This window comes from Trabulsiella odontotermitis (assembly GCF_001188485.1).
GTDB classification, from domain to species: Bacteria; Pseudomonadota; Gammaproteobacteria; order Enterobacterales; family Enterobacteriaceae; genus Trabulsiella; species Trabulsiella odontotermitis_A.
The window spans coordinates 87,196-106,037 of record NZ_JNGH01000077.1 but is presented as its reverse complement, the minus strand read 5'-3'; the positions used below and the strand labels follow the sequence as shown (position 1 = coordinate 106,037).

21 protein-coding genes and 3 pseudogenes are annotated in these 18,842 nt (G+C 56.3%); 3 read left to right on the top strand and 21 right to left on the bottom strand.

The window, feature by feature from the left end; translation table 11 throughout:
- Nucleotides 1-7: 7 nt before the first annotated feature.
- The 3 genes and pseudogenes from GM30_RS09590 (at nucleotide 8) to GM30_RS24150 (ending at nucleotide 2,421) form a co-directional block, all read left to right on the top strand.
- Nucleotides 8-1,297: an arsenic transporter gene (locus tag GM30_RS09590; protein WP_049848439.1), complete on the top strand. Its 1,290-nt coding sequence runs from the start codon at nucleotides 8-10 to the stop codon at nucleotides 1,295-1,297.
- A gap of 12 nt (nucleotides 1,298-1,309) precedes the next feature.
- Nucleotides 1,310-1,735 (top strand): glutaredoxin-dependent arsenate reductase, encoded by a 426-nt coding sequence (arsC, locus tag GM30_RS09585; RefSeq protein ID WP_049848438.1) that lies wholly within the window; start codon nucleotides 1,310-1,312, stop codon nucleotides 1,733-1,735.
- 195 nt (nucleotides 1,736-1,930) lie between these two features.
- Nucleotides 1,931-2,421 (top strand): annotated as a pseudogene (locus tag GM30_RS24150) (2-thiouracil desulfurase family protein).
- A 90-nt stretch (nucleotides 2,422-2,511) separates the two neighbouring features.
- Here the strand turns inward: GM30_RS24150 and GM30_RS09580 are convergent.
- The 21 genes and pseudogenes from GM30_RS09580 to GM30_RS09480 all read right to left on the bottom strand — a co-directional run bounded on the left by GM30_RS09580 (nucleotide 2,512) and on the right by GM30_RS09480 (nucleotide 18,834).
- Nucleotides 2,512-2,901, bottom strand: coding sequence for a tail fiber assembly protein (locus GM30_RS09580; protein ID WP_049848437.1), 390 nt, complete (start codon nucleotides 2,899-2,901; stop codon nucleotides 2,512-2,514).
- The gene (locus GM30_RS09575) at nucleotides 2,898-3,206 is read right to left on the bottom strand and encodes a hypothetical protein (protein ID WP_049848436.1); all 309 of its coding nucleotides are present in this window, start codon (nucleotides 3,204-3,206) and stop codon (nucleotides 2,898-2,900) included. The genes GM30_RS09580 and GM30_RS09575 overlap by 4 nt, the downstream gene beginning before the upstream one ends.
- A gap of 92 nt (nucleotides 3,207-3,298) precedes the next feature.
- On the bottom strand, nucleotides 3,299-4,690 hold the full coding sequence (locus tag GM30_RS27160) for a hypothetical protein (protein WP_238582629.1): 1,392 nt from the start codon (nucleotides 4,688-4,690) through the stop codon (nucleotides 3,299-3,301).
- A 63-nt stretch (nucleotides 4,691-4,753) separates the two neighbouring features.
- Nucleotides 4,754-4,987: a phage exclusion lipoprotein Cor gene (gene cor / locus GM30_RS09565; protein ID WP_049848435.1), complete on the bottom strand. Its 234-nt coding sequence runs from the start codon at nucleotides 4,985-4,987 to the stop codon at nucleotides 4,754-4,756.
- A gap of 107 nt (nucleotides 4,988-5,094) precedes the next feature.
- Nucleotides 5,095-5,769, bottom strand: coding sequence for a hypothetical protein (locus GM30_RS09560; protein ID WP_049848434.1), 675 nt, complete (start codon nucleotides 5,767-5,769; stop codon nucleotides 5,095-5,097).
- Nucleotides 5,769-6,080, bottom strand: coding sequence for a hypothetical protein (locus tag GM30_RS09555; RefSeq protein ID WP_049848433.1), 312 nt, complete (start codon nucleotides 6,078-6,080; stop codon nucleotides 5,769-5,771). The genes GM30_RS09560 and GM30_RS09555 overlap by 1 nt, the downstream gene beginning before the upstream one ends.
- Nucleotides 6,080-9,256 (bottom strand): TipJ family phage tail tip protein, encoded by a 3,177-nt coding sequence (locus GM30_RS09550; RefSeq protein ID WP_049848432.1) that lies wholly within the window; start codon nucleotides 9,254-9,256, stop codon nucleotides 6,080-6,082. Before GM30_RS09550 ends, GM30_RS09555 begins: the two co-directional genes overlap by 1 nt.
- Nucleotides 9,257-9,309: 53 nt before the next feature.
- On the bottom strand, nucleotides 9,310-9,897 hold the full coding sequence (locus GM30_RS09545; RefSeq protein ID WP_049848431.1) for a tail assembly protein: 588 nt from the start codon (nucleotides 9,895-9,897) through the stop codon (nucleotides 9,310-9,312).
- A gap of 14 nt (nucleotides 9,898-9,911) precedes the next feature.
- Nucleotides 9,912-10,622 carry a C40 family peptidase gene (locus GM30_RS09540; RefSeq protein WP_049848430.1) on the bottom strand — a complete coding sequence of 237 codons (711 nt, stop codon included), beginning with the start codon at nucleotides 10,620-10,622 and terminating at the stop codon, nucleotides 9,912-9,914.
- A 1-nt stretch (nucleotide 10,623) separates the two neighbouring features.
- On the bottom strand, nucleotides 10,624-11,379 hold the full coding sequence (locus tag GM30_RS09535) for a phage minor tail protein L (protein ID WP_049848429.1): 756 nt from the start codon (nucleotides 11,377-11,379) through the stop codon (nucleotides 10,624-10,626).
- Nucleotides 11,376-11,732, bottom strand: a complete 357-nt coding sequence (locus tag GM30_RS09530) for a phage tail protein (RefSeq protein ID WP_049848454.1) — start codon at nucleotides 11,730-11,732, stop codon at nucleotides 11,376-11,378. Before GM30_RS09530 ends, GM30_RS09535 begins: the two co-directional genes overlap by 4 nt.
- Before the next feature lie 5 nt (nucleotides 11,733-11,737).
- Nucleotides 11,738-14,139: pseudogene (locus GM30_RS09525) on the bottom strand (phage tail tape measure protein).
- Nucleotides 14,123-14,437 (bottom strand): annotated as a pseudogene (locus GM30_RS09520) (phage tail assembly protein T); the annotation flags it as partial. The pseudogenes GM30_RS09520 and GM30_RS09525, both read right to left, overlap by 17 nt.
- 8 nt (nucleotides 14,438-14,445) lie before the next feature.
- Nucleotides 14,446-14,871 (bottom strand): phage tail assembly chaperone G, encoded by a 426-nt coding sequence (gene gpG / locus GM30_RS09515; RefSeq protein ID WP_049848427.1) that lies wholly within the window; start codon nucleotides 14,869-14,871, stop codon nucleotides 14,446-14,448.
- A 36-nt stretch (nucleotides 14,872-14,907) separates the two neighbouring features.
- Nucleotides 14,908-15,645 (bottom strand): phage tail tube protein, encoded by a 738-nt coding sequence (locus tag GM30_RS09510; protein WP_049848426.1) that lies wholly within the window; start codon nucleotides 15,643-15,645, stop codon nucleotides 14,908-14,910.
- A gap of 7 nt (nucleotides 15,646-15,652) precedes the next feature.
- Nucleotides 15,653-16,051: a phage minor tail U family protein gene (locus GM30_RS09505; protein ID WP_049848425.1), complete on the bottom strand. Its 399-nt coding sequence runs from the start codon at nucleotides 16,049-16,051 to the stop codon at nucleotides 15,653-15,655.
- Entirely contained in the window at nucleotides 16,048-16,602 is a 555-nt protein-coding gene (locus tag GM30_RS09500; protein WP_049848424.1) for a phage tail protein, read from the bottom strand. The genes GM30_RS09505 and GM30_RS09500 overlap by 4 nt, the downstream gene beginning before the upstream one ends.
- Before the next feature lie 9 nt (nucleotides 16,603-16,611).
- Nucleotides 16,612-16,965, bottom strand: a complete 354-nt coding sequence (locus tag GM30_RS09495; protein WP_049848423.1) for a head-tail joining protein — start codon at nucleotides 16,963-16,965, stop codon at nucleotides 16,612-16,614.
- An 11-nt stretch (nucleotides 16,966-16,976) separates the two neighbouring features.
- A complete protein-coding gene (gene gpFI / locus GM30_RS09490) occupies nucleotides 16,977-17,366 on the bottom strand; it encodes a DNA-packaging protein FI (RefSeq protein WP_049848422.1) in 390 nt (129 codons plus the stop codon).
- Between the two features lie 39 nt (nucleotides 17,367-17,405).
- A complete protein-coding gene (locus GM30_RS09485; RefSeq protein WP_049848421.1) occupies nucleotides 17,406-18,431 on the bottom strand; it encodes a major capsid protein in 1,026 nt (341 codons plus the stop codon).
- Nucleotides 18,432-18,501: 70 nt separating this feature from the next.
- Nucleotides 18,502-18,834, bottom strand: coding sequence for a head decoration protein (locus tag GM30_RS09480; protein ID WP_049848420.1), 333 nt, complete (start codon nucleotides 18,832-18,834; stop codon nucleotides 18,502-18,504).
- Nucleotides 18,835-18,842: the final 8 nt, after the last annotated feature.

Genomic DNA, 18,842 nt, shown 5'->3' with positions numbered 1-18,842 from the left:
GTCTGCAATGTTTTTGGCTGGGAGTATATTTTTACTGACGCTGGTACTGGTGATCTGGCAACCCAGAGGCCTGAGTATTGGCTGGAGCGCGAGTATCGGAGCTGCGCTGGCGCTGGGAACCGATGTCATCCATATCGCTGATATTCCTGTTGTCTGGAATATCGTCTGGAACGCAACAGCGGCATTTATTGCGGTCATCATCATCAGCCTGCTGCTTGATGAGTCCGGCTTCTTTGAATGGGCCGCACTGCACGTCTCTCGCTGGGGTAACGGACGTGGCCGCCTTTTGTTTACCTGGATAGTCTTGCTTGGTGCCGCTGTTGCTGCGTTGTTTGCCAATGACGGCGCCGCGCTGATCCTGACGCCGATTGTAATTGCGATGCTGCTCGCACTGGGATTCAGCCAGGGCACGACATTGGCCTTTGTCATGGCCGCAGGATTTATTGCAGATACGGCCAGCCTGCCGCTCATTGTTTCTAACCTGGTTAATATCGTCTCGGCGGACTTCTTCAGCCTGGGCTTTACGCAGTACGCCTTCGTTATGGTGCCCGTGAATCTGGCAGCGATTGCGGCCACGCTGGTCATGCTGCATCTCTTCTTCCGCAAGGATATTCCGGCAACGTATGACGTTTCGCTGCTGAAGACGCCAGCCAGTGCGATAAAAGATCCCGCGACCTTCAGGGCGGGCTGGATTGTCCTGTTATTGTTGCTTGTCGGTTTCTTTGTTCTGGAGCCGCTGGGGATCCCGGTCAGTGCGATAGCAGCAGCTGGCGCAGCAGTGCTGTTTGTGGTGGCGAAAAGAAGCCATGCCATCAACACTGGGAAAGTCCTGCGCGGTGCACCATGGCAGATTGTTATTTTCTCGCTTGGCATGTACCTGGTGGTCTATGGTCTGCGCAATGCAGGGCTCACCGAGTACCTGTCTGGCGTGCTGAATCTGCTGGCAGACAAGGGTTTATGGGCAGCGGCGTTCGGCACTGGCTTCCTGACGGCATTTCTCTCATCAGTGATGAACAACATGCCGACCGTGCTAATTGGTGCGCTGTCGATTGACGGGAGTACAGCGACCGGCGTCGTCAAAGAGGCAATGATTTATGCCAACGTTATTGGCTGCGATTTAGGCCCGAAAATCACCCCAATTGGTAGTCTGGCAACCCTGCTGTGGCTGCATGTTCTTACCCAGAAAAATATGACGATCACCTGGAGATATTACTTCCGTACCGGCATTGTCATGACTTTGCCTGTGCTTTTTGTCACTCTGGCCGCGCTGGCGTGGCGGCTCTCTGTCACTTTGTAATGAGATACTGATATGAGCAACATTACCATCTATCACAACCCGGCCTGTGGCACCTCACGCAACACGCTGGAGATGATCCGTAACAGCGGCAACGAACCGACAATAATTTATTATCTTGATACGCCCCCGACCCGTGATGAGCTTATTAAGCTTATTTCAGATATGGGGATTACAGTGCGCGCCTTGCTGCGTAAAAACGTTGAGCCTTATGAACGCTTGGGTCTTGATGAAGAGAAATTTAGTGATGAGCAGTTGATCGATTTCATGCTTCAACATCCGATCCTGATTAATCGGCCGGTAGTCATTACGCCGCTTGGCACTCGTCTTTGTCGCCCTTCAGAAATAGTGCTGGATATTCTACCGGAAGGTCAGAAAGGAGCGTTTACCAAAGAGGATGGCGAGAAGGTTATTGACGAAGCGGGGAAGCGGGTTAAGTAATCTGTCCACTTCAAAATATCGGACGCCTGTTTACGCCATGCGGGCGTCCGCTCCTCGCTCACTGCGGACCTTCACCCCAATAAACTCGTCCGCTCAGTGCCAGAGGCGGACATTGCCACGTGAAATCCTTTAATTTATGAGGATCGGGCAAAGTGTTACAATCCTTAGCGTTTTTCATCTTAACACTGAGAAAGAATGATAAATAAAATACTGGTCAGTGCCTGCCTGATGGGCCTTAAAGTCCGTTATAACGGAAAAGAGAAAGCGCAGATGACTCATCAACTTGCTCGTTGGCAACAGGAGCAGCNCTGTTTATCCACTGTCCTGAACTAGCTGCCGGGCTACCTGTTCCGAGACCACCTGCCGAGATTATGTCGGCTGATGGTAAAGACGTAATGTGTGGACAAGCCAGAATAATTGAAAATACTAAAAGGGATGTTACGGAGCATTATCAACTTGCAGCCTGGCTGGCTCTGCGAGCGGCACAAGAAGCAGGGTGTACTGCTGCTTTGTTAACTGATGGGAGTCCAACGTGCGGAAGTCAGTTTATCTATAACGGTTCTTTCAGTAATCAGCGTAAATCGGGTATGGGAGTGGCGGCATCACTGCTCTCCGAGCATGGTATTGTGGTATTTTCAGAAACTCAGTTGGCAGGGCTTGTGAGCTGGATTGAAGAACGGGAATGAACACCTAACTGTATCAGGTCCGCTCCTCGCTCAAAGCAGCCATAATGACACGCAGTTGTTAGTTTTGTGTAGAAGCAGGATGCTCATGAATCAAGTGGCTGGAAGCGATGGCCAGACGATATCCGGTACCGTATCCAGGTTAATCGCATCCAGTTCTTTCACATAGTTACGCCAGGCGATTAGCTTAGCTTTGTCTTCCTCACTGATTGTACCCAGCGTCAGGTCAACCACCCAGCCAGACATGATCCGTTCGGCTTCGCTTTTCAGAATTACCCTGTTCGCTTCAGCCTCAATCACATCATCTTCATGCGTGTTGACGTGCGGTTCATCCTTCACCCATTCATCCGTGAAACGGTTGTGGGTCATAGCACCACCGGTGAAGTTATCCGGAACGAGTGCTGGATAATTCAGCCCTTCGAACGCCGCAGGGCTTGTGCTCCAGCTCCGGTTATCGGCCTGGCTTACATAGATTTTTTTCATGCTGTGATTTTCCTGACATGGACGCGAACCGGGACGTTATTGACCGCTGTCGTCGCGGTGATCTGGTGTGGTGTGCCTGTCTGAGTACTCGTGTTCCCCATAGAGTTATTGCCGCACTGCACGACAATCCCCTCACCTTCCATATAACTGCCTTTGGCGCCATACCCGCCAGCGGAGTAAATCCAGCCGGAATCCCCCCACCGCGCCTGTCCCGTAAGGTCGGTGCGCAGAATTTCTGCAATCACCTCTACCGGCTGATTATTGCCGAACGGGTTAGCCAGCACCTTCCGCTGCGACAGCGCCATCGTCCCGAAGTCCAGCAGCGCATAGTCGATGCGTTCATTGGTCGCGATAATGGCGTTCGCGTTAATCTGGTCGCCCTCAGCGATAGCCGTCGCTAGCGCCAGGGCATCACTGCCCAGCAGCCGTACTGGCGGTTCGGCTGGATTTCCGTCACGCCGTCCTGGTACATGTCGTCATACAATCTGGCGTTAAAACCTAAAGGAACGCCTGTTGCAACTGCTGTCGTTCCCGGAACCGAGGAAGCCGGCGTCGTTGCTTCTCTGGGTAATAATTCAAAAGCGCCGTCTACTGTGCCGTCACTTCTCATTAATGCCGTTCCGTTGGTATTCACGGAACTATTCCGACTTATCGTGCCTTTGATGTTAGGCAGCGCTGAGCCTGCCATTGTTCCCGCCAGGGATATATCGCCCGTGTCACCGACTTTTACCGGGATACGCAACGATCCGGGCTGCACGCCATTATCATCCGGTAAGCGCATTTTCCCCGGCGAGGACCCGGGCACATAACAGCCGCGTTTCAGTGGGTCGGCCTGCCATTCTGCTTCTGTACAGGTCGGCAGCTTGCCGGCGACCGCTCTGGCATACAGATCCGCAAAGATACCCGTCTGGTCAACTTCCTGCCCGTCCCGCGGCGCGGTTCCCGGCTCCAGCGCCCCGCGCATTTCCTGCCAGTCAACCTGCCCCAGGTAACCGGGAAGCAGGTCGGCAATCTCAGTTCTGGAGAATACCTCCAGATTATTTCGCGCGGCGGGCTTGTCGGTCAGGTCACTGAAGTTATTCATATTCTGCAGCAGGTTCTCAGGCTGCACCGTGGCAGCGGCCAGTTCCGCAGCCGCCTGAGCCGTCCCGGCAACGTCAGCATGGCGACTGGCTTCAGCGGCTTTATCGGTGGCGGTGCCTGCGGCAGTTTCTGCTGCCGCTTTCGCGTCCTGCGCGCTGCTGTTCGCAGATTCCGAAGCCTCTGCATCAGCGCGAGCCGCAACCGCGTCAGAATGCGCGGCATCCTTGTTGGTCGCCACCTGCAGCGCATCACCCCGCACCTGGTCAGCCAACTGCTGCACCACATCAATGTCGATGCTGGTCAGTATGTCCTGAATGCTTTTCCAGCTCGGCCCGGTGAACGTTGAACCATCCGGCAGAAGCACGGTGATATCACCGCTGGTACTGAAGACGGCCTGCCAGTTCTGTTTGTCGTCATTGAGTCCACGCAAGGCCTCGGTGCTCTGGACCACCAGCGCCGCCGTCACCATATTGAGTGTCGCGCGCGGTACCGCTGACCAGACGACACCAGCTTGAGTCGGTCCGGAATAATTGCTTACGAGCGCCAGCGCGGTGTTATTGCTCACCGCTTTAACCGGCAACGTGTACGGCACGCCGCCGACCATCACCACAATAAAATCCCCTGCCGTCAGTTCCGTGGTAAACATTGTGCCGGTGCCGCCCACGGAGGCTGAGTTATTTGTCATGGTTAACGTTCCTGCAGACATACTGGCTCCTGTATTCAGGTAATAAAAAACCCCGCCGGAGCGGGGTCTGATGAGTGCTTTAAATTACTTGCAGGTCGTGCTGATAAAATTGTTTTTGCTGACCCAGTGCCAGCTGAACGGGGGACCGGCACGGTACTGCGTCTGCGCCCCCACCTTCCTCACGCCATAGATTTCAACCGTTGTTTCCTGCCCACCAATAATCGCCGTTCCCTGACAAACGGGCGCCTGTTTCTCAAGTACACCGGCGCAGCCGGTCAGCATGAATGAAACAGCCGCGAATAAGAGCAGCTTTGTCATTTGGGTTATATCCATTTGAATTTATGAAATAAAACAATACCAACATTAAAGTGATGGGGATAATTGATTTGCCAGATCAATCACATAAAATTGATCGTTCAAAACGATCAATCATAACTGGCGAGGTTCAGGGCATAGACCTGGTTGCGCATATTGTGATAGGTCACGTTAGTTGTCCCGGCGGGTGGCGGTCCGTTGGTTAATGCACTGCTGAGGACGGTGGAACTGCCATTCCACGTCGCCCGGAAAAAATACTGCGAGGAATACGGCCGCGTGCCGCCAGAGGTAATAACGCCGGTCACCAGGCCACTCATTGCCGGTACAATGCCGTACTTACCGGGCTTCGTCGTATTGATGTTAAAGCCACCCGCCGGATCACTGCCGTTCGTTCCCACCGCCTCAATATCCGTGAGCACGCGGGTTTCGTTTGTCAGAATGCAGGTGCCCTGCTCATCCCATATCGCTATCCCCCACTCCGGGAGTGGCTGAGCAAATATTGTGAAAAAATAAACGTATGCCGTGCCGCCGGCCGCCGTGGCATTGGCGATGGAGACAGTGCAGGTCGTACCGCTCACTTTGTAGCTGACAACGCAACTAACCGTGCAGGAGACGAAGGGAATAATGGGCCTGTCTGCGGTGAAGGTCTGGGTCACTGTCGTTACGGCGCCCGAGGTTGCCGAAATAGCCGCCGTTTTCCTGCTGAAAAGTGCCAGCGGGATGGACTGCGGCGTGATAAACGGCGCGCCGTTTTCCGTTGCCAGCAACGCCCCCCAGTCAGCCATTATGATGCCCTCAGATAAGCAATCACGAACCCGGCGATGGCCGGGAACGTGTTCGCACCAAAATCAGTATCACTGGCGGCGGCGATGGTGATTGTACCGCCAGCGACGGTCACTCTCCGGCGTTTTGTGGTGTAGGTGGTGTCAGAACACACCTGCAGAACTTCCATAACGAAACCGGACGGTACGGTGTATGCCGCACTTCCTGACTGCTGCCCGCTCGTCACCGAAAAGAAACCCACCACGCTGACGGGCACCAGCCCGTAGTTATTGGGGTTGCCACTGGCGTCCCACGTCTGAATCCCCCATGCCATCAGAATGCCCCCGTGATATAGCCAATCTGCACGCGCAGCCGTGAATCGTCTTTAATGCTGATGGTGGTGTTGGTCCATTTCATCGCACCGGAGCTGTTGCTGCCGTAGTTCTCAAACGTACCGCTCTTGTCCAGCTTCCAGCCCGCCTCCCCTGAGACGTAGTTGTCTGACTGGATGTAATTGCCGATTTTTTCATTATCGATCGTGCCTTCCTGGATAAACGCCGAACTGATAAACACCTGTCCGTTGATGGCCGCAAACGGTGAATACTGTGTATCCCCGCTGCCGCTCATCAGCACAAACTGGTCAGCATTGAAACCCACACGGGTAACCACGGGCTTCCCTGTTTCGGCCAGCACCGCGATGCTCATCCCGGCGTTGTACATCACCCCGTTGATCCTGATACCCGCCTTCAGGGTGTGGATCGCCGTTGCGCCGTCGGAATCCACCGTCGCGGTGAGCTTGTCCTCGAGCGATGCGGTAACGTCGCTGATCTGCGCCTGAACCGTGGTTGTCAAATCGGCCATTGCCTTATCAATGCCGGCAACGGTGGTTTTGACGATCAGGATATCGGCACGCACTTCGCCATACTGTCGCCACTGGTGATCGACCGTGGCGTTGTTCGCCAGCGCATTCTGCAGGGCAGCTTCGAGACTGGTGTTGATATCACTGGTCAGATGCTCACCATCGGCAGATGTCAGGAAACCGTCGCCGATGTCGCCGAGATAATCCTCTGCGTTATTGTTGGACATGCCGCGGAGCCAGTCGGTAAAGCCGGATTCATTACCGGACCTGTCGACCAGTTGCGCGCGGTACCAGAACTCCTGCCCCGCCTTTAACCCGAGCTGGATGTATTCCGGGGACGGATACGGAACATCACTGAGCAACAGCGGATCCGAAAAGTCAGCGTTCGCCGTGTACTGAATTTCCGTTTTCAGCGTGTCGCTGGTGTTGGCCGGGAATCCCCAGTTAAGGCGGATCCCCCAGTTAATCCCCGTCGCAGTAAACCCCACCGGCGCGGGTGGATTGCCCACCTTGCCGGTCAGTGTTTTCTCTTCCGAATAGCCCCAGCCGCTGGAGATTTCCGCCGCGTTGACTGCCCGCACCCGGGCGAGATAGCGCCCGGCATAGATGGACGACACTTCAAACGAGGTGGTGGCGCTGCGCGGCACATTGACCCAGTTGCCGTCATTTCGCCGCCACTGCGCTTCATAAGAAATGGCGTTTGTGGTCACATCCCAGGCCACCCGCAGTGTTTCCACGCTGATCCCCTGACTGACAGAGGAATAACTGTCGATGATGATATTCTGCGGCGCGCGCTGGTTACCCGGCGGAACCACCGAGACCGGGCGCTGATCAATGATGGCGCCGGTATCAATACGCTGGTATTTATCCGGATCGTGGAAAGCCCCCGACACAGCGTATGTCCCGTCGTTGTTGTCAGCGACGCTCACCACACGATACTGCTGGGCATACAATTCATCGGACTCCACCACCCACACAGACTCCGGCGCCGGCGTTTCGCTGTAAAGGGCTGAAACGGTCACCACCCGGCCATTGACGGCCTGAATCGTCCGGCTCTGCGAAGCGCCCGAAGGCAGGTTCGCCATCAACCGGTCGCCGGCCACTGCATGGGGTTCGCGGTCGAGGGTAATAACACGCCCGCTGACAGCACTGATACGCCCGCCCGTCACTTTCCCGGACAGCATTTCGTCTGCAACGGCGATGACGTAACCCGGTTGCGGGATATTACCGTCCAGACCAACCGGAAAGGTCACCACGCGGTCTTTGTTGTTGGTGAGGATACCCCAGCGCCCCTTGCGGTTGGCTTCGGACTGGCGGGTACAACCGATGGCAGTCATCTCGAGCTGATTGAAACCGTACCGGGCCACCAGCGGCTGTTCAAATACCGGCTCCATGGCATCGGCATAGCCGTTGCCAGGATCGGACCACGACACCAGCGCGGTGGTATAGCGCGTTTTGGTTGTGCTGCCGGAATAGGTGAATTTACCGTCAATGACATTAGCCCGCGTGTAGTTGTAGTCCACATCACGGGGCATATCCGCCAGGCAGACAATTTTGTCGCCGCCCCAGTACGTCATGCCGCGAAATATCGCCGCGAAATCCCGCAGCACGGTAAAGGCGTCATTACGTTCCTGAACATACACATTGCAGAGATAACGGGGTTCAGTGCCGCTGCCGCCCCTGCCGTCAGGCACCAGTTGATCGCAATACTGAGAGACCTGATATAGCGTCCATTTATCGATATTTTCCGCGGTGAGACGGTTTCCCAGGCCAAAGCGGTCAGTAATCACGAGATCGTAAAAAATCCATGCCGGGTTGTCCGTCCACGCCCACCTGAAGACCCCCGTCCAGGTGCCGCTGTAGGTTCTGGTTTCCGGATCGTAGTTATCCGGAACCCGGATCACACGACCGCGTGGCTCGCAGGATATCTGTGGGATAGCGCCATTAAACTGGCTCGAGTCGAACTCAATGTAGAGCAACGTCGTATTCGGATAGCGCAGTTTGGCGTCAATCACCTCGGTATAGCTCTCAAGCGTCATGCGTTCGCCGATCTTTGCACTGTTGGTTTCAGCCGTGAGTTTGCGTAAACGAAGAGTCCAGGTACTTCCGGCCTGCGGCAAATCGATGCGGTGACAGCGTTCGTAACCGGATGTGGTTTTCCCGGTCACACTGGTATTCAGAACCGTTTGCCACGCGCCGCCATCGGTCTGCAGATCAATGGCGTATTTGATGGAATACCCCACCAAATCACCATCGTCCTCCTGCCTATACAGGGAGGGCCATTTCAGGCGCAGGCGGGCTGCGGATAGTTGGGTGTTGGTGAAGGTATGTGTCCACGCGGTGGTGCTGGTGATATCTGTCCCGACGTTGATTTCATTTTCGCTACCCGGTATGCCCTGAATATATTGCTGGGCCTGCGTTCCCGGGCGGAACTCCCAGACAACGCCGCTGAAGTTTTGCGAACCGTCGCTGTTCTCCAGTGGGGTACCATCCAGATAAATGTCTTTCCCCGTCAGACCACCAGCAAACTCCCCTTCACCAAGCGCGATGAGGATTTTCGCCTTTGCCACAGACTGGAGATCGTCAGGCTGTTCAACTGGCGTGCGGGCGCTTGAGCCACCGCCCTTTTTGCCCTTAATTTCTCTGGCCATATTTTCCCCACAAAAAAACCACCCGCAGGTGGCCATTGAAATAACGAAAGGATTTATTGCTGGTCTTCGACGTAAATACCCGCTGAGATGATCGCCCCGCCGATGCGGCGTTTACCATAGAGCAGTGGGACGGGATTACCCTGGGCCGTGGTGTTGGTCACCCCGCCGAAAGCATAGGAAGCGCGGTTGTCGGGATCCTGTTTGCTGGCAAGGCCGCCGGGCTGTGGTGAGAGCATTTGCACGACGCCGCCGAGCGTCAGTGCCGCGCCAGCGGAAAACAGCAGGTTACTTGCCGCGATGCTCACACCCGGCATCCAGATGGAGACCACCACCAGCACCGCCCCCAGGATAGTCTGCAGCAGGCCGGCCTTTTTACTGCCAATCACCACGGGGACAATACGGACAACTTCACCAGTCACCGCAAAACCCAGGTCATCAATACCGATATTCTTTTTGCCTTTGAAAACGGCATAGGTAAGCCCGCGCATACGACTTGAATTCAGGTATTTTTCAAAGCCATTCACGGTTTTTGAAAGTGCGTTTACCGCCTCGCCGGTGGTGCGGATCAAACGATAATGAACCCTGCCGAAGGTTTTACCGAGCACACCACCGAGCTCGATACGTGTCATGACTTCCTGCACAGGTCAGCCCTCTCTCAGATGAATGATTTATAGCGCACCACTTTCATGGTTCTGTCCATCCAGTAACCGCCGTACGGGGTGCGCTTGCTCAGATGGCCATAAAGGTGATGCAGGAGCATATTGCCTTCCAGCAAAATCCCGGCATGGTTCCACTTATCCGCCTGCACCTGCATGATCACCAGGTCGCCCGGTAACGGCGGCCCGACGAACCCCCGGAATCCGCATTTATACCAGCAGTCCTGGTAAAAATTGTCCGGATACTGGTTCTCCCACCACGGATAATCCACCCGGTAATCGGTCAGCTCAATGCCGTGGGTCTGCCGGAAGTAACTCATCACCAGTCCCCAGCAGTCGAAATGACCGAGCACGAACGGGCGCTCCAGCAGCGGCAGTTCACCGCGGGGCTGGATGGTGCGCAGGTCACCCTCCGGCCAGCTGACAATATGCCAGGGTAACAGCGTCGCGTCGCACTGCGCCTTGTCCAGCTCACTCGGTTGCGTCGTGGCGTCAGGATGGCTGTGAACAATCGCGATCACCGTCCCCTGGTCCTCTGCCGTGGCGTAATCCTCCGGCGAAAGATGAAATTGTTCTTCCGGCGACGGCGCAAGGTTACGACAGGGGAAATACCGCTCAACCCGGCTTTTTTGCGTGATGACGCCGCAGCATTCCCGAGGATATTCCGCAGCAGCATGCGCCATGATGGCATCAATGGTTTTCTGTCGCATATCAGCTCCTGATAAGCGACGTGCCGGGGAACCCACCGAACGGCAGCTCGTTGTTGGCTCCATGCCGCAGTTTGCAGGCGGTCAGCGTACCGTTACACTCATCGAGTGACGGATCGCTGACCGGATTGTTGTTTTTGTCGAAATACAACGTCCCGGCATAATCACACCCATCACCGGAACGGTATTTGTTGCGGATACACCACGTACAAAGTGAATGAAGCTGGCGCGTCGGGAGCAACAGCCCCTGCAGATCCATTGGACTCGCGAGGACAAACTGCACCACTTCGTTTGTCTCTACTTCCTTCCCATCGATATAATACAGCCGGCGGTTTTCCTGCGTCGGATCTGCCGTCGGGTTACCGACCAGGAAGTTTGCCGCATCAAGGTACTGCGCCAGCGTGTCGTGAATAACCACTCTGGCCTGCAGCAAATCATCGTAAGCCAGACATAACGCGGTGATGGAACTGTCCAGGTTGGCGACCGAGAGTTTTGGTTGCGCGCTGGACCCGTCTGTCGACGCCTCGATACCTTCAATCTGGCAGGGCCACGCGCGGTATTCGTTTCCCTGCCACCAGATGGATTTCACCTGCAGCTTTGTTTCATCGCCGGCCGCCGCTTCAATCTCTTCCGGCGTATGCGGGATATTGTAAGCATGGAAGTACATCACATCCGGTATGCCGAATGCGGTACCGTCCACCTCAATCAGCCGGACAGTATTCCCCGGCTCCAGTTTCTGGTAATCAGCATTAAGACTCATGGTGCAAATGCCTGTTCAAAGGTTGCGGTAATGGTCATTACCCGTTGTCCGAGAATGACCTTCTGGAGGCTGTCTGCCTNNCCCCCCTCCCCCCGCCACAACGCCAGTTCACCGAACGGCGGCGTAAAAGAAAATGACTTCGTTTTGTGGCGGCGCAGGAAGGCATAAATCTCAAACCCGGTCTCCGGCCGCCCGCGGAAGGTGTAATCAAACGTCAGCATTTCGTCGTGCAGACCCGAGCCGCTCACCTGCGCATAACCGTCGCCAAACTGCGCTTTCCGGATGGTGTCTTTGGTTTTGGTTGTCGGCTGACCTGCCGCCTGCACCGGCCAGATAAATGCCTCAACGGCCATAATGATCACCTGCGATTGCTGGCACTCCAGATAAGACCGCCGGGGCGGATCTCCCGTTTAATGCCATCCTGAACGGATTTGTTGATAACCTGCTGGTACGCCCGGCTAATCTGATCGCCGGTGTTTTTCCCGTCATTGTCCGACTGGTCGTTGTTGACCGTCACCGGCGCGTAGACACTCACCCCGGGAGGAGAAACCGCACCGCCGTTGGCGTTACCGACATAGCCGCCCGACGCATACCCACGCATTAACCTGTAGAGATTGCCGACGCCGATCCGGCTGGTCGCTTCTTTGTGAAAAACGAACTCACCGCGGTGAACCACCCCGGCAGGCTCATATTTCCCGCCGGAGCCGGTAAACCCGCCACCGGCAAAACCAAACGCCGTTGAGGCGAAACCGGCCAGCCCGACCAGCGCCTGCTTCATGGCGATTTGCGCCAGCATCGACAGCGTGGAGCGGGTAAAGTCAGCCCATTTCGCTTTTCCGGTCGTCAGCATGTCGCCCAGGTTTTTTGAGAACCCGTCAAAGGCGGTCGTTGCCGCTGTCCGCATTTGCCCGTAGGCATCGGTCGCGGCGTCGGTGTAATCCGCCCAGGCCGATTTCGCTCCGGATAACCAGTCACCACGCAGCGTATCCTGTGCGGCATAGTAGTTTTTCAGTGCGGCCAGTTCGTTCTGGTAACCCTGGTCGGCATCCGAGCCACCGGCATTCATCCAGCCCTGACGGAGTTGTGCCTCTTCGTTTCGGCGCTGCGTCTCCCGGCTGCCCGCCCCGGCACTGTCCAGCAGCGCGCGGGTTTTCTCCCCCATTTGTGTAACGTATTTCTGCGAAGAGTCCTGCAGGCGATTGAGCCGCTCTTGTGCCACGATCTGATCGCCCAGGCGGGCATTCAGTTCAGCGCGGGACAGCACCTCGTTTTTACTGGCGAGCAGGGATTTTTCTTCGTTACTCAGCATGCGGTTTTTTGCCGCTTCCTCGAGTACAGCGATGCGTGACTGCTGGCGCCACAAATTCTGGCGCTGCTGGCTGATGGTATCGTTGATACCCCTGTGCGCCTGCAGCGTCCTTAATTGCGTTTCCAGCTCCAGCGTCTGCGCGCTCGCGGTATCGACCGTCCGGGTTCCTGCCGGCGTTTTTGCCGCCTGCGGCTTTTTGAGCGAGGCCTCGTACTCTTTTTTCGCCGCATCCAGGTTGATGTTGTAATCTGCCTGGAGGATCCGCCCCTCTTTCAGCGCCCTGTTAAGCTCGTTCTGACGCGCCGTGTATTTTTCCNCGGCGGCTTCCTTCGTCGCATTAGCCTCGTTCGCTTTTGCGATTCCGGCCTGCTGCTGCGCCATATCCAGCGCCAGTCGCGCCGTTTCGCGATCATTCCAGAAGCGGGCCCGAGCCTCTTCATTGATGAAGCGGTCGTTTTTTTCCTGTTCCCATGTCTTGTCCGCGCGCCGGAACGCCGCCTCCGCTTTACTCAGCAGTTGCTGCGTACTGTCCGGGCGCCCGATATCCAGCGCTGCGTCCCACATGGACTTAAATGCCCGCTTAAGCGAATCCGCTGCAGCTTCGATCGTGCCCATGTTGTCGCGNNATCGTTTGCCGCCTGCAGGGCCGCCGCTTCATTACCTGACCGCTGCAGCTGGGCGACGTAAGCAATCTGCTCTGCCGTCACGTTATGGAACTGCTGCGCCATGGCAATCAGGCCGGATGTCGGGTCATTCGTCAGTTTACCGAACGCCGCGGCAACTTTGTCCAGCGGAAGGCCGGACGCCTGCGTGAAACGAGCCACGGCCTGGCTCATGTCATCAAACCGCGCACCGGCGAGAACGCCCGCGTTCACCAGCGCCGTCAGCGCGTCGCTGGTCTGGTTAAATGTCAGTCCGGCGCTCTGCCCGGAACGGGACAGCGTCAGCACCCTGTTCGCCGTCAGCCCCGCGCTGTTGCCTGACAGCACCAGCGATTTGTTGAAATCAGAGAGTGTGGAGGATCCCTGGTACCAGGCGTATGCTATCGCGCCCGTTGCCGTCGCCAGCGCGCCGAAGCCAACCGCCAGCGGTGATATCGCACTGGTCAGGGCACGGAACGTCGGGATGATCCCGCCGAAAGAATCTTTAATCTGACCGCCCTGCTGGAGCAGGATAAGCCACGGACTCTGGCCACCGGCGAGCTGGGTGGCCACGTCGGTAAACTGTGCCGGCAGCATCCGCATCGCTGCCGTGTACTGACCAATGGACAAACCGGCTCTCTGCGCCGCGCTTTGCTGCCTGCTGAATGCCTGCTGGATTCGCAATGCCGAGTCATTTGCAGCGTCACCGGTTTGCTTCAGTTGCCGCTGAGCGTAACTGACCTGCTCGGTAAATTTTGACGAATTGACGTCGAGGTTAACAACCAGATCACCCACTGCCGTCTGGGCCATAGCGAACACCTCCTGTAATGCCTGCTGCTTTTGCCATCAGCACATCATCGTCCGGCGCGTCGTCCGGGAGCGTGTCAGATGTCGGGGAAAGGACGCTGAATGCGCCGGGGGTCAGCTCAGGGTCACTGAAGAACATCGTTGAGAGGGTGTAGAGCAGCCCGGAAAAATGCAGATCAAGCTGCACGTCATGAAAGTAGTTGTCCCGGTAGAAAATATGCCAGTCGCCATATTCTGTTGAGGACATGCCAGCCAGCATGGTGCGCCAGTCAGGCCGACCTAACTCGCGCGCCAGCTTCATGACAAAGGTCAGCTCACTGGCAAGGACTTTTCCGCCGACACCGGTTCGGTGTCATCCCCGGGCGCAGTGGTGTCGATTGCAACATCTTCCTCATCTGGCAGCGGCAGCATGCCGGAGAGCTGCTTAACCCGGAAATCCGCTTCGGCGATGAGCTCCAGCGGCCAGGTGGACAACACCTCCTGCTGGATTTTCACGTATTCCGCGACCGCCCCTTCCTTAAGGGTCCCTTTCAGGGTATGGCCGTGCCAGAGCGACATGGCCACCACATAAGCGCCAGTCTCAACGGTCACTGCCATCGCTTTCTGAAAATCACCCTCCTCGATCGCTTCGATGTTTTTCAGATACTCGAGGTATTGAATCCGCTGCAGCGCGGACAGTTCGAAAAGGAAAATGGTCTGCCCGTTGCGGGTCAATTCATTGGTTTTTAAAAACATGCTGTACTCCGGAAGGCGGGGCCGGAGCCCCGTTTATCAGGATACGGTCACTTCGCAGATAGCCACAAAGAGACCGTCGTTCGTCATCATAACCACCTGCACCACACCCGCTTCCACGCCGGTCACCGTGACGACGTTGCCGCTGACGCTGACCGTGGCCACATCCGGGTTAGAGGTGGAGACGCGGAACGATTTATCCGACGCGCCAGCGGGCTGCACTGCGACGTTTACCACTACGGTGGCTCCGGCGGCGACGGTCGCAGTGGTTTTGTCGAGCGTGACGCCGGTTACCCGAATCACCGGCGCACCGCTCTCTTCCGCCAGATTCGGCTTCCCGGAATTGGTGATTTTCACCGTGCGGGTAATGACTTCTTTCGAGGTGATAGTTTTGCCGAGGCTGCTTGGCCAGCCTTTAAACACATCCACGGTGCCGTTGGGGTATCTGATTTTATACGCCCTGACTGTACCCTCGTTGAACCAGTTTACCAGGTCTTTTTGCCCGGCTTCGCCCGGTTTCCACCCCAGTGTGACCGACGTATCCCCGGCCGATTTCTGGCCCTGCGCAGTGCTGGTCCAGTCGGCGTTTTCGTCATCGATATAGGTATCATCTTCCGAATCCGCGGTCATTTCGCCGGGTGTTAAATCCTTCACCTGCGCCAGGCGGGTCCAGTCGACATCGGACAGCGGATTAGCGAAGGGATCGCCTGAGCCGCCATAAATCCAGAACGTGGTGCCGGCACCTTTAACAGGCGCCAGCGGGTTTGGTGTTACCATAACGTCCTCACATTTCGTAACTAATGGAATATTTCAGGTCGGCAGAACTCCACAACCCCATATCGTCATCACGCTGGTAGTCATAGCCCTGCTGAACCATCAGGGAGAGAAGCCCTGCCAGTGCAGGAACATTGGTCAGCGCCGGATACACCCGCGATTCCATCCAGTCATCAAGATGGGAATCGGGCGTCTGTGCAGGAAGAAAAACCTCAATGTGCAGCGTTGCCTGCCAGGTATCTGCATCAAGGTCTTCGCCGGTATACTCCGCATCGGTGAGATACACTGCCACCGCCGGGAATTCGCCCTCTTCAAACACGACAGGACGCCCGTCAAAGAAAGTGGCGTCGTCCCCGATGACTCCGTCAAGAGCATCAAGTACCGCCAGTCGAATATCGCTGTGTTTCATCGCGTCAGAATCAACCTGAGTTGGTTTTCAAGGGATGCCCGTAATTCTTTGGGCATATCGGTTTCCATCAGCTTTGGTAGTTCATCTCTAAACGCTGTGGTGAGTGGTGCTGCGAGAGGGATGCTGACCACTTCAATCGGGTAGCGCGGCTTTGCCGTTCTGCGCATGACGTGCCAGCGCCCGTTTTTCAATTTCTGAATGAATGCATTGGGAAATTGAAACGGGCCAATGCGCAGCACGCTGTTTGCGCCCCGTTTGTCGCGTTTTCGCCGGGATAAACGAACACTTGCGGTGCCAAGCTTAATGGCCGGAAGGTTGCCCCTGTTCACCCGGATCATTGCCTGCGGTTTTTTGGCGGTGGCGCGACGCACTTTCGCGCGCTGTTTCACCAGCTTTCGGGGAACCCGGGTGTCCTTTGACACGATGGCGACACTCCGGCTGACGGCACGATTAGCAATACGGTTTACCGCCTGAGCGGATGCCCGCGGAACGGCAGTTGTGCTGATGCTGTTCAGATTGGCGATTGCCTGCTCGAGGCCTTTTATGGACATAACGTTTTCTCAGCGGCGCCGGGTATTCTCTGGCGGTGTACCATTTCCGATCCAGATATGGCAGGAGCCACCGTCATCCGGCCCGACACGATCGACCCAGAATGATTTCCCGTTAATGGTCAGCGTATCCAGGCGTTTTAACAGACTCACGGAGACAGATTTGACGAACAGCGTCGGGCTGGAGCCTTCCACCCTGACACCAGCCCCTGCATAGCCAATATTCTCCGGATCATCGAATACCCCGGTGAGGATTGCGCCAGCCTGAGCTCCCGACGTGATACGGACTTCGGTTCCCATCAGATCACGGATAGTGTCGTCGGCGCGCGCCAGTGCGGCGTCAAAGAGATTATCGAAGTCAGACATGGCGCCTCCTGTCAGCATTCTGCGGCCAGCCCCAGCGCAATCAGACCGGCAGCATCACCAGGTGCCACCCGGATCAGAGTACCGGGCTCAGCAATCAGGACGCGCTCATTTTTTGTCGCATGCAGCGCATCAATATGCAGCGTCACCCGAGTTTCAACTGTCACCAGCTCGCCTGTCGTTACCGTTTTCGGGCCTGTTCCGGTNNTTGTCGGATGCCCCCCCGCCTCGCCAGACGCTGCTGCATCGTCTTCAGGATCCGCGTCCGGCGTATCATCACCCAGTTCCTCTTCCAGTTCAGCCACACGGAGTTTTAACTCCTCTTCGGACCCGGCGGTGCTTACCTCACGGTTAAGCAGCACACCCAGCTCATTCAGGCGCGCAACAAGTTCTTTCTTCGCCATCTTTTCTTTCTCCAGAAAAACGGCCCCGAAGGGCCGCAATTACGCCAGTTTCACGGACACGAAGGCATCCGGATCAGGAAGCAACATCAGCGGGGCTGACTGAATCATGGTAAATTCGCGGGCCGGATCGCCGGTCTGTACCCAGTTTTTCGGATAGCGCGCCGAGGCGTTGATACCTTCACGCTGCGCGTCCACATCCTGAATACAGCCGTAGGTACGAATCCCGCGCGCCTGCGTGTTACCCAGTACCATCGTTAAATCAGGAAGATAGTTTTTCTTCTGATCGTCTTCGATGAACTGGCCGGAATAGACCACGATGGCCACATCACCGTACATCCCTTTATACGAAACGACTTCGCCCAGGTCCTTCAGTGCGGTTTCCAGCTCGGAGTGAGAGCCACGACGGGTATCGAGTTTCTCCTTCACCGCTTTAAACGAACGGAACAGCGCCCACCCTTTCGGGTCGAAAACGATGATGTTCACGACGCCGCTGGCGCTGAGCGCGTACGCTTCAATGTCATCGGTCGGGTCATACGTCGCTTTATCACGACCTGACCAGGCCGCTGCGCCCGCCTGCGTAATGTTGTTGCCGGCATTACGGCCCATATCCACCTCAACCGGCGAAAACTGCTCGCCCGTCATGGTGTATTTGCCCTGGAGAACAGCCGCGACGGCCTGTTTCTCTTCAACCTGCGCAATCGCCAGCTCTTCATCTTTCATGTTCTGAAGGATAATGCGGCGGCGGCGATAGGCCGGGTCTGCAAGATTTTGCGGATCTTCATCCGGCAGACGCCGCAGGGTCATCTGCGCATTCACTTCGTGTTTTGGCTTAACGTAGCCCGGCGTAAATTCAGAGGTGCTGCCGCCGCGGGAGCGGATCACCTTACCGGACACGATCGGCGAGACATACAGAGCCATGTTGACCAGGCCGGGGATCTGCGAGAGATAAACCTTCTCCGTCGTGAACGGATAGCTTTCACGAAAGAAAATCCGCAGAAACAGCGGATCAAACTTGAATCTCTTTTCATTAACCGCCAGCAGTTTAGCGGTGGTGTAGATGGACATAGATTTTTTCCCGTAAAAAAGGGCCGCCAGAGCGACCCGTATGGACAGAAAGAACAGTCAGCCGGTGCGGTTACACAATGCTGATAGCAGAGCCCGCAAACGCGTTACGCTTTTTGACCTCATCGGCCACAGCCGCAGGCCAGAGCACGTCTTCATAACGGAATGAGCCGGTTTTATAGAACGTCAGCTGAACGCTGTTCTGGTCAGCAGCGATCGCCAGCACGCCGGTCGCCGTGCCGGATTTTGCGCCATCCCATACCGTCAGTTTCCCGGAAGTTGCATCCGGCATCAGCGGTGTCATGGCCGGGGTTGCCGCAGCAAGACCGCCCGGGCCGGTTGCGGTGAATGCCGGGTCACTATTGCCCAGCGGCTGGTAATGCTTAAATTCTTCTGTGATTGCCATAAATGCCT

Coding starts and splice junctions, on each gene's coding strand:
- GM30_RS09540 (WP_049848430.1), bottom strand. CDS start 10,622: ATGCGACAGAAAACCATTGATGCCATCATGGCGCATGCTGCTGCGGAA.
- GM30_RS09480 (WP_049848420.1), bottom strand. CDS start 18,834: ATGGCAATCACAGAAGAATTTAAGCATTACCAGCCGCTGGGCAATAGT.
- GM30_RS27160 (WP_238582629.1), bottom strand. CDS start 4,690: ATGTCTGCAGGAACGTTAACCATGACAAATAACTCAGCCTCCGTGGGC.
- GM30_RS09590 (WP_049848439.1), top strand. CDS start 8: ATGTTTTTGGCTGGGAGTATATTTTTACTGACGCTGGTACTGGTGATC.
- GM30_RS09575 (WP_049848436.1), bottom strand. CDS start 3,206: ATGGCGCTGTCGCAGCGGAAGGTGCTGGCTAACCCGTTCGGCAATAAT.
- arsC (WP_049848438.1), top strand. CDS start 1,310: ATGAGCAACATTACCATCTATCACAACCCGGCCTGTGGCACCTCACGC.
- GM30_RS09505 (WP_049848425.1), bottom strand. CDS start 16,051: ATGAAACACAGCGATATTCGACTGGCGGTACTTGATGCTCTTGACGGA.
- GM30_RS09550 (WP_049848432.1), bottom strand. CDS start 9,256: ATGGCCAGAGAAATTAAGGGCAAAAAGGGCGGTGGCTCAAGCGCCCGC.
- GM30_RS09510 (WP_049848426.1), bottom strand. CDS start 15,645: ATGGTAACACCAAACCCGCTGGCGCCTGTTAAAGGTGCCGGCACCACG.
- GM30_RS09580 (WP_049848437.1), bottom strand. CDS start 2,901: ATGAAAAAAATCTATGTAAGCCAGGCCGATAACCGGAGCTGGAGCACA.
- GM30_RS09555 (WP_049848433.1), bottom strand. CDS start 6,080: ATGGCATGGGGGATTCAGACGTGGGACGCCAGTGGCAACCCCAATAAC.
- GM30_RS09485 (WP_049848421.1), bottom strand. CDS start 18,431: ATGTCCATCTACACCACCGCTAAACTGCTGGCGGTTAATGAAAAGAGA.
- cor (WP_049848435.1), bottom strand. CDS start 4,987: ATGACAAAGCTGCTCTTATTCGCGGCTGTTTCATTCATGCTGACCGGC.
- gpG (WP_049848427.1), bottom strand. CDS start 14,871: ATGTTTTTAAAAACCAATGAATTGACCCGCAACGGGCAGACCATTTTC.
- GM30_RS09560 (WP_049848434.1), bottom strand. CDS start 5,769: ATGGCTGACTGGGGGGCGTTGCTGGCAACGGAAAACGGCGCGCCGTTT.
- GM30_RS09535 (WP_049848429.1), bottom strand. CDS start 11,379: ATGAGTCTTAATGCTGATTACCAGAAACTGGAGCCGGGGAATACTGTC.
- GM30_RS09500 (WP_049848424.1), bottom strand. CDS start 16,602: ATGTCCATAAAAGGCCTCGAGCAGGCAATCGCCAATCTGAACAGCATC.
- GM30_RS09495 (WP_049848423.1), bottom strand. CDS start 16,965: ATGTCTGACTTCGATAATCTCTTTGACGCCGCACTGGCGCGCGCCGAC.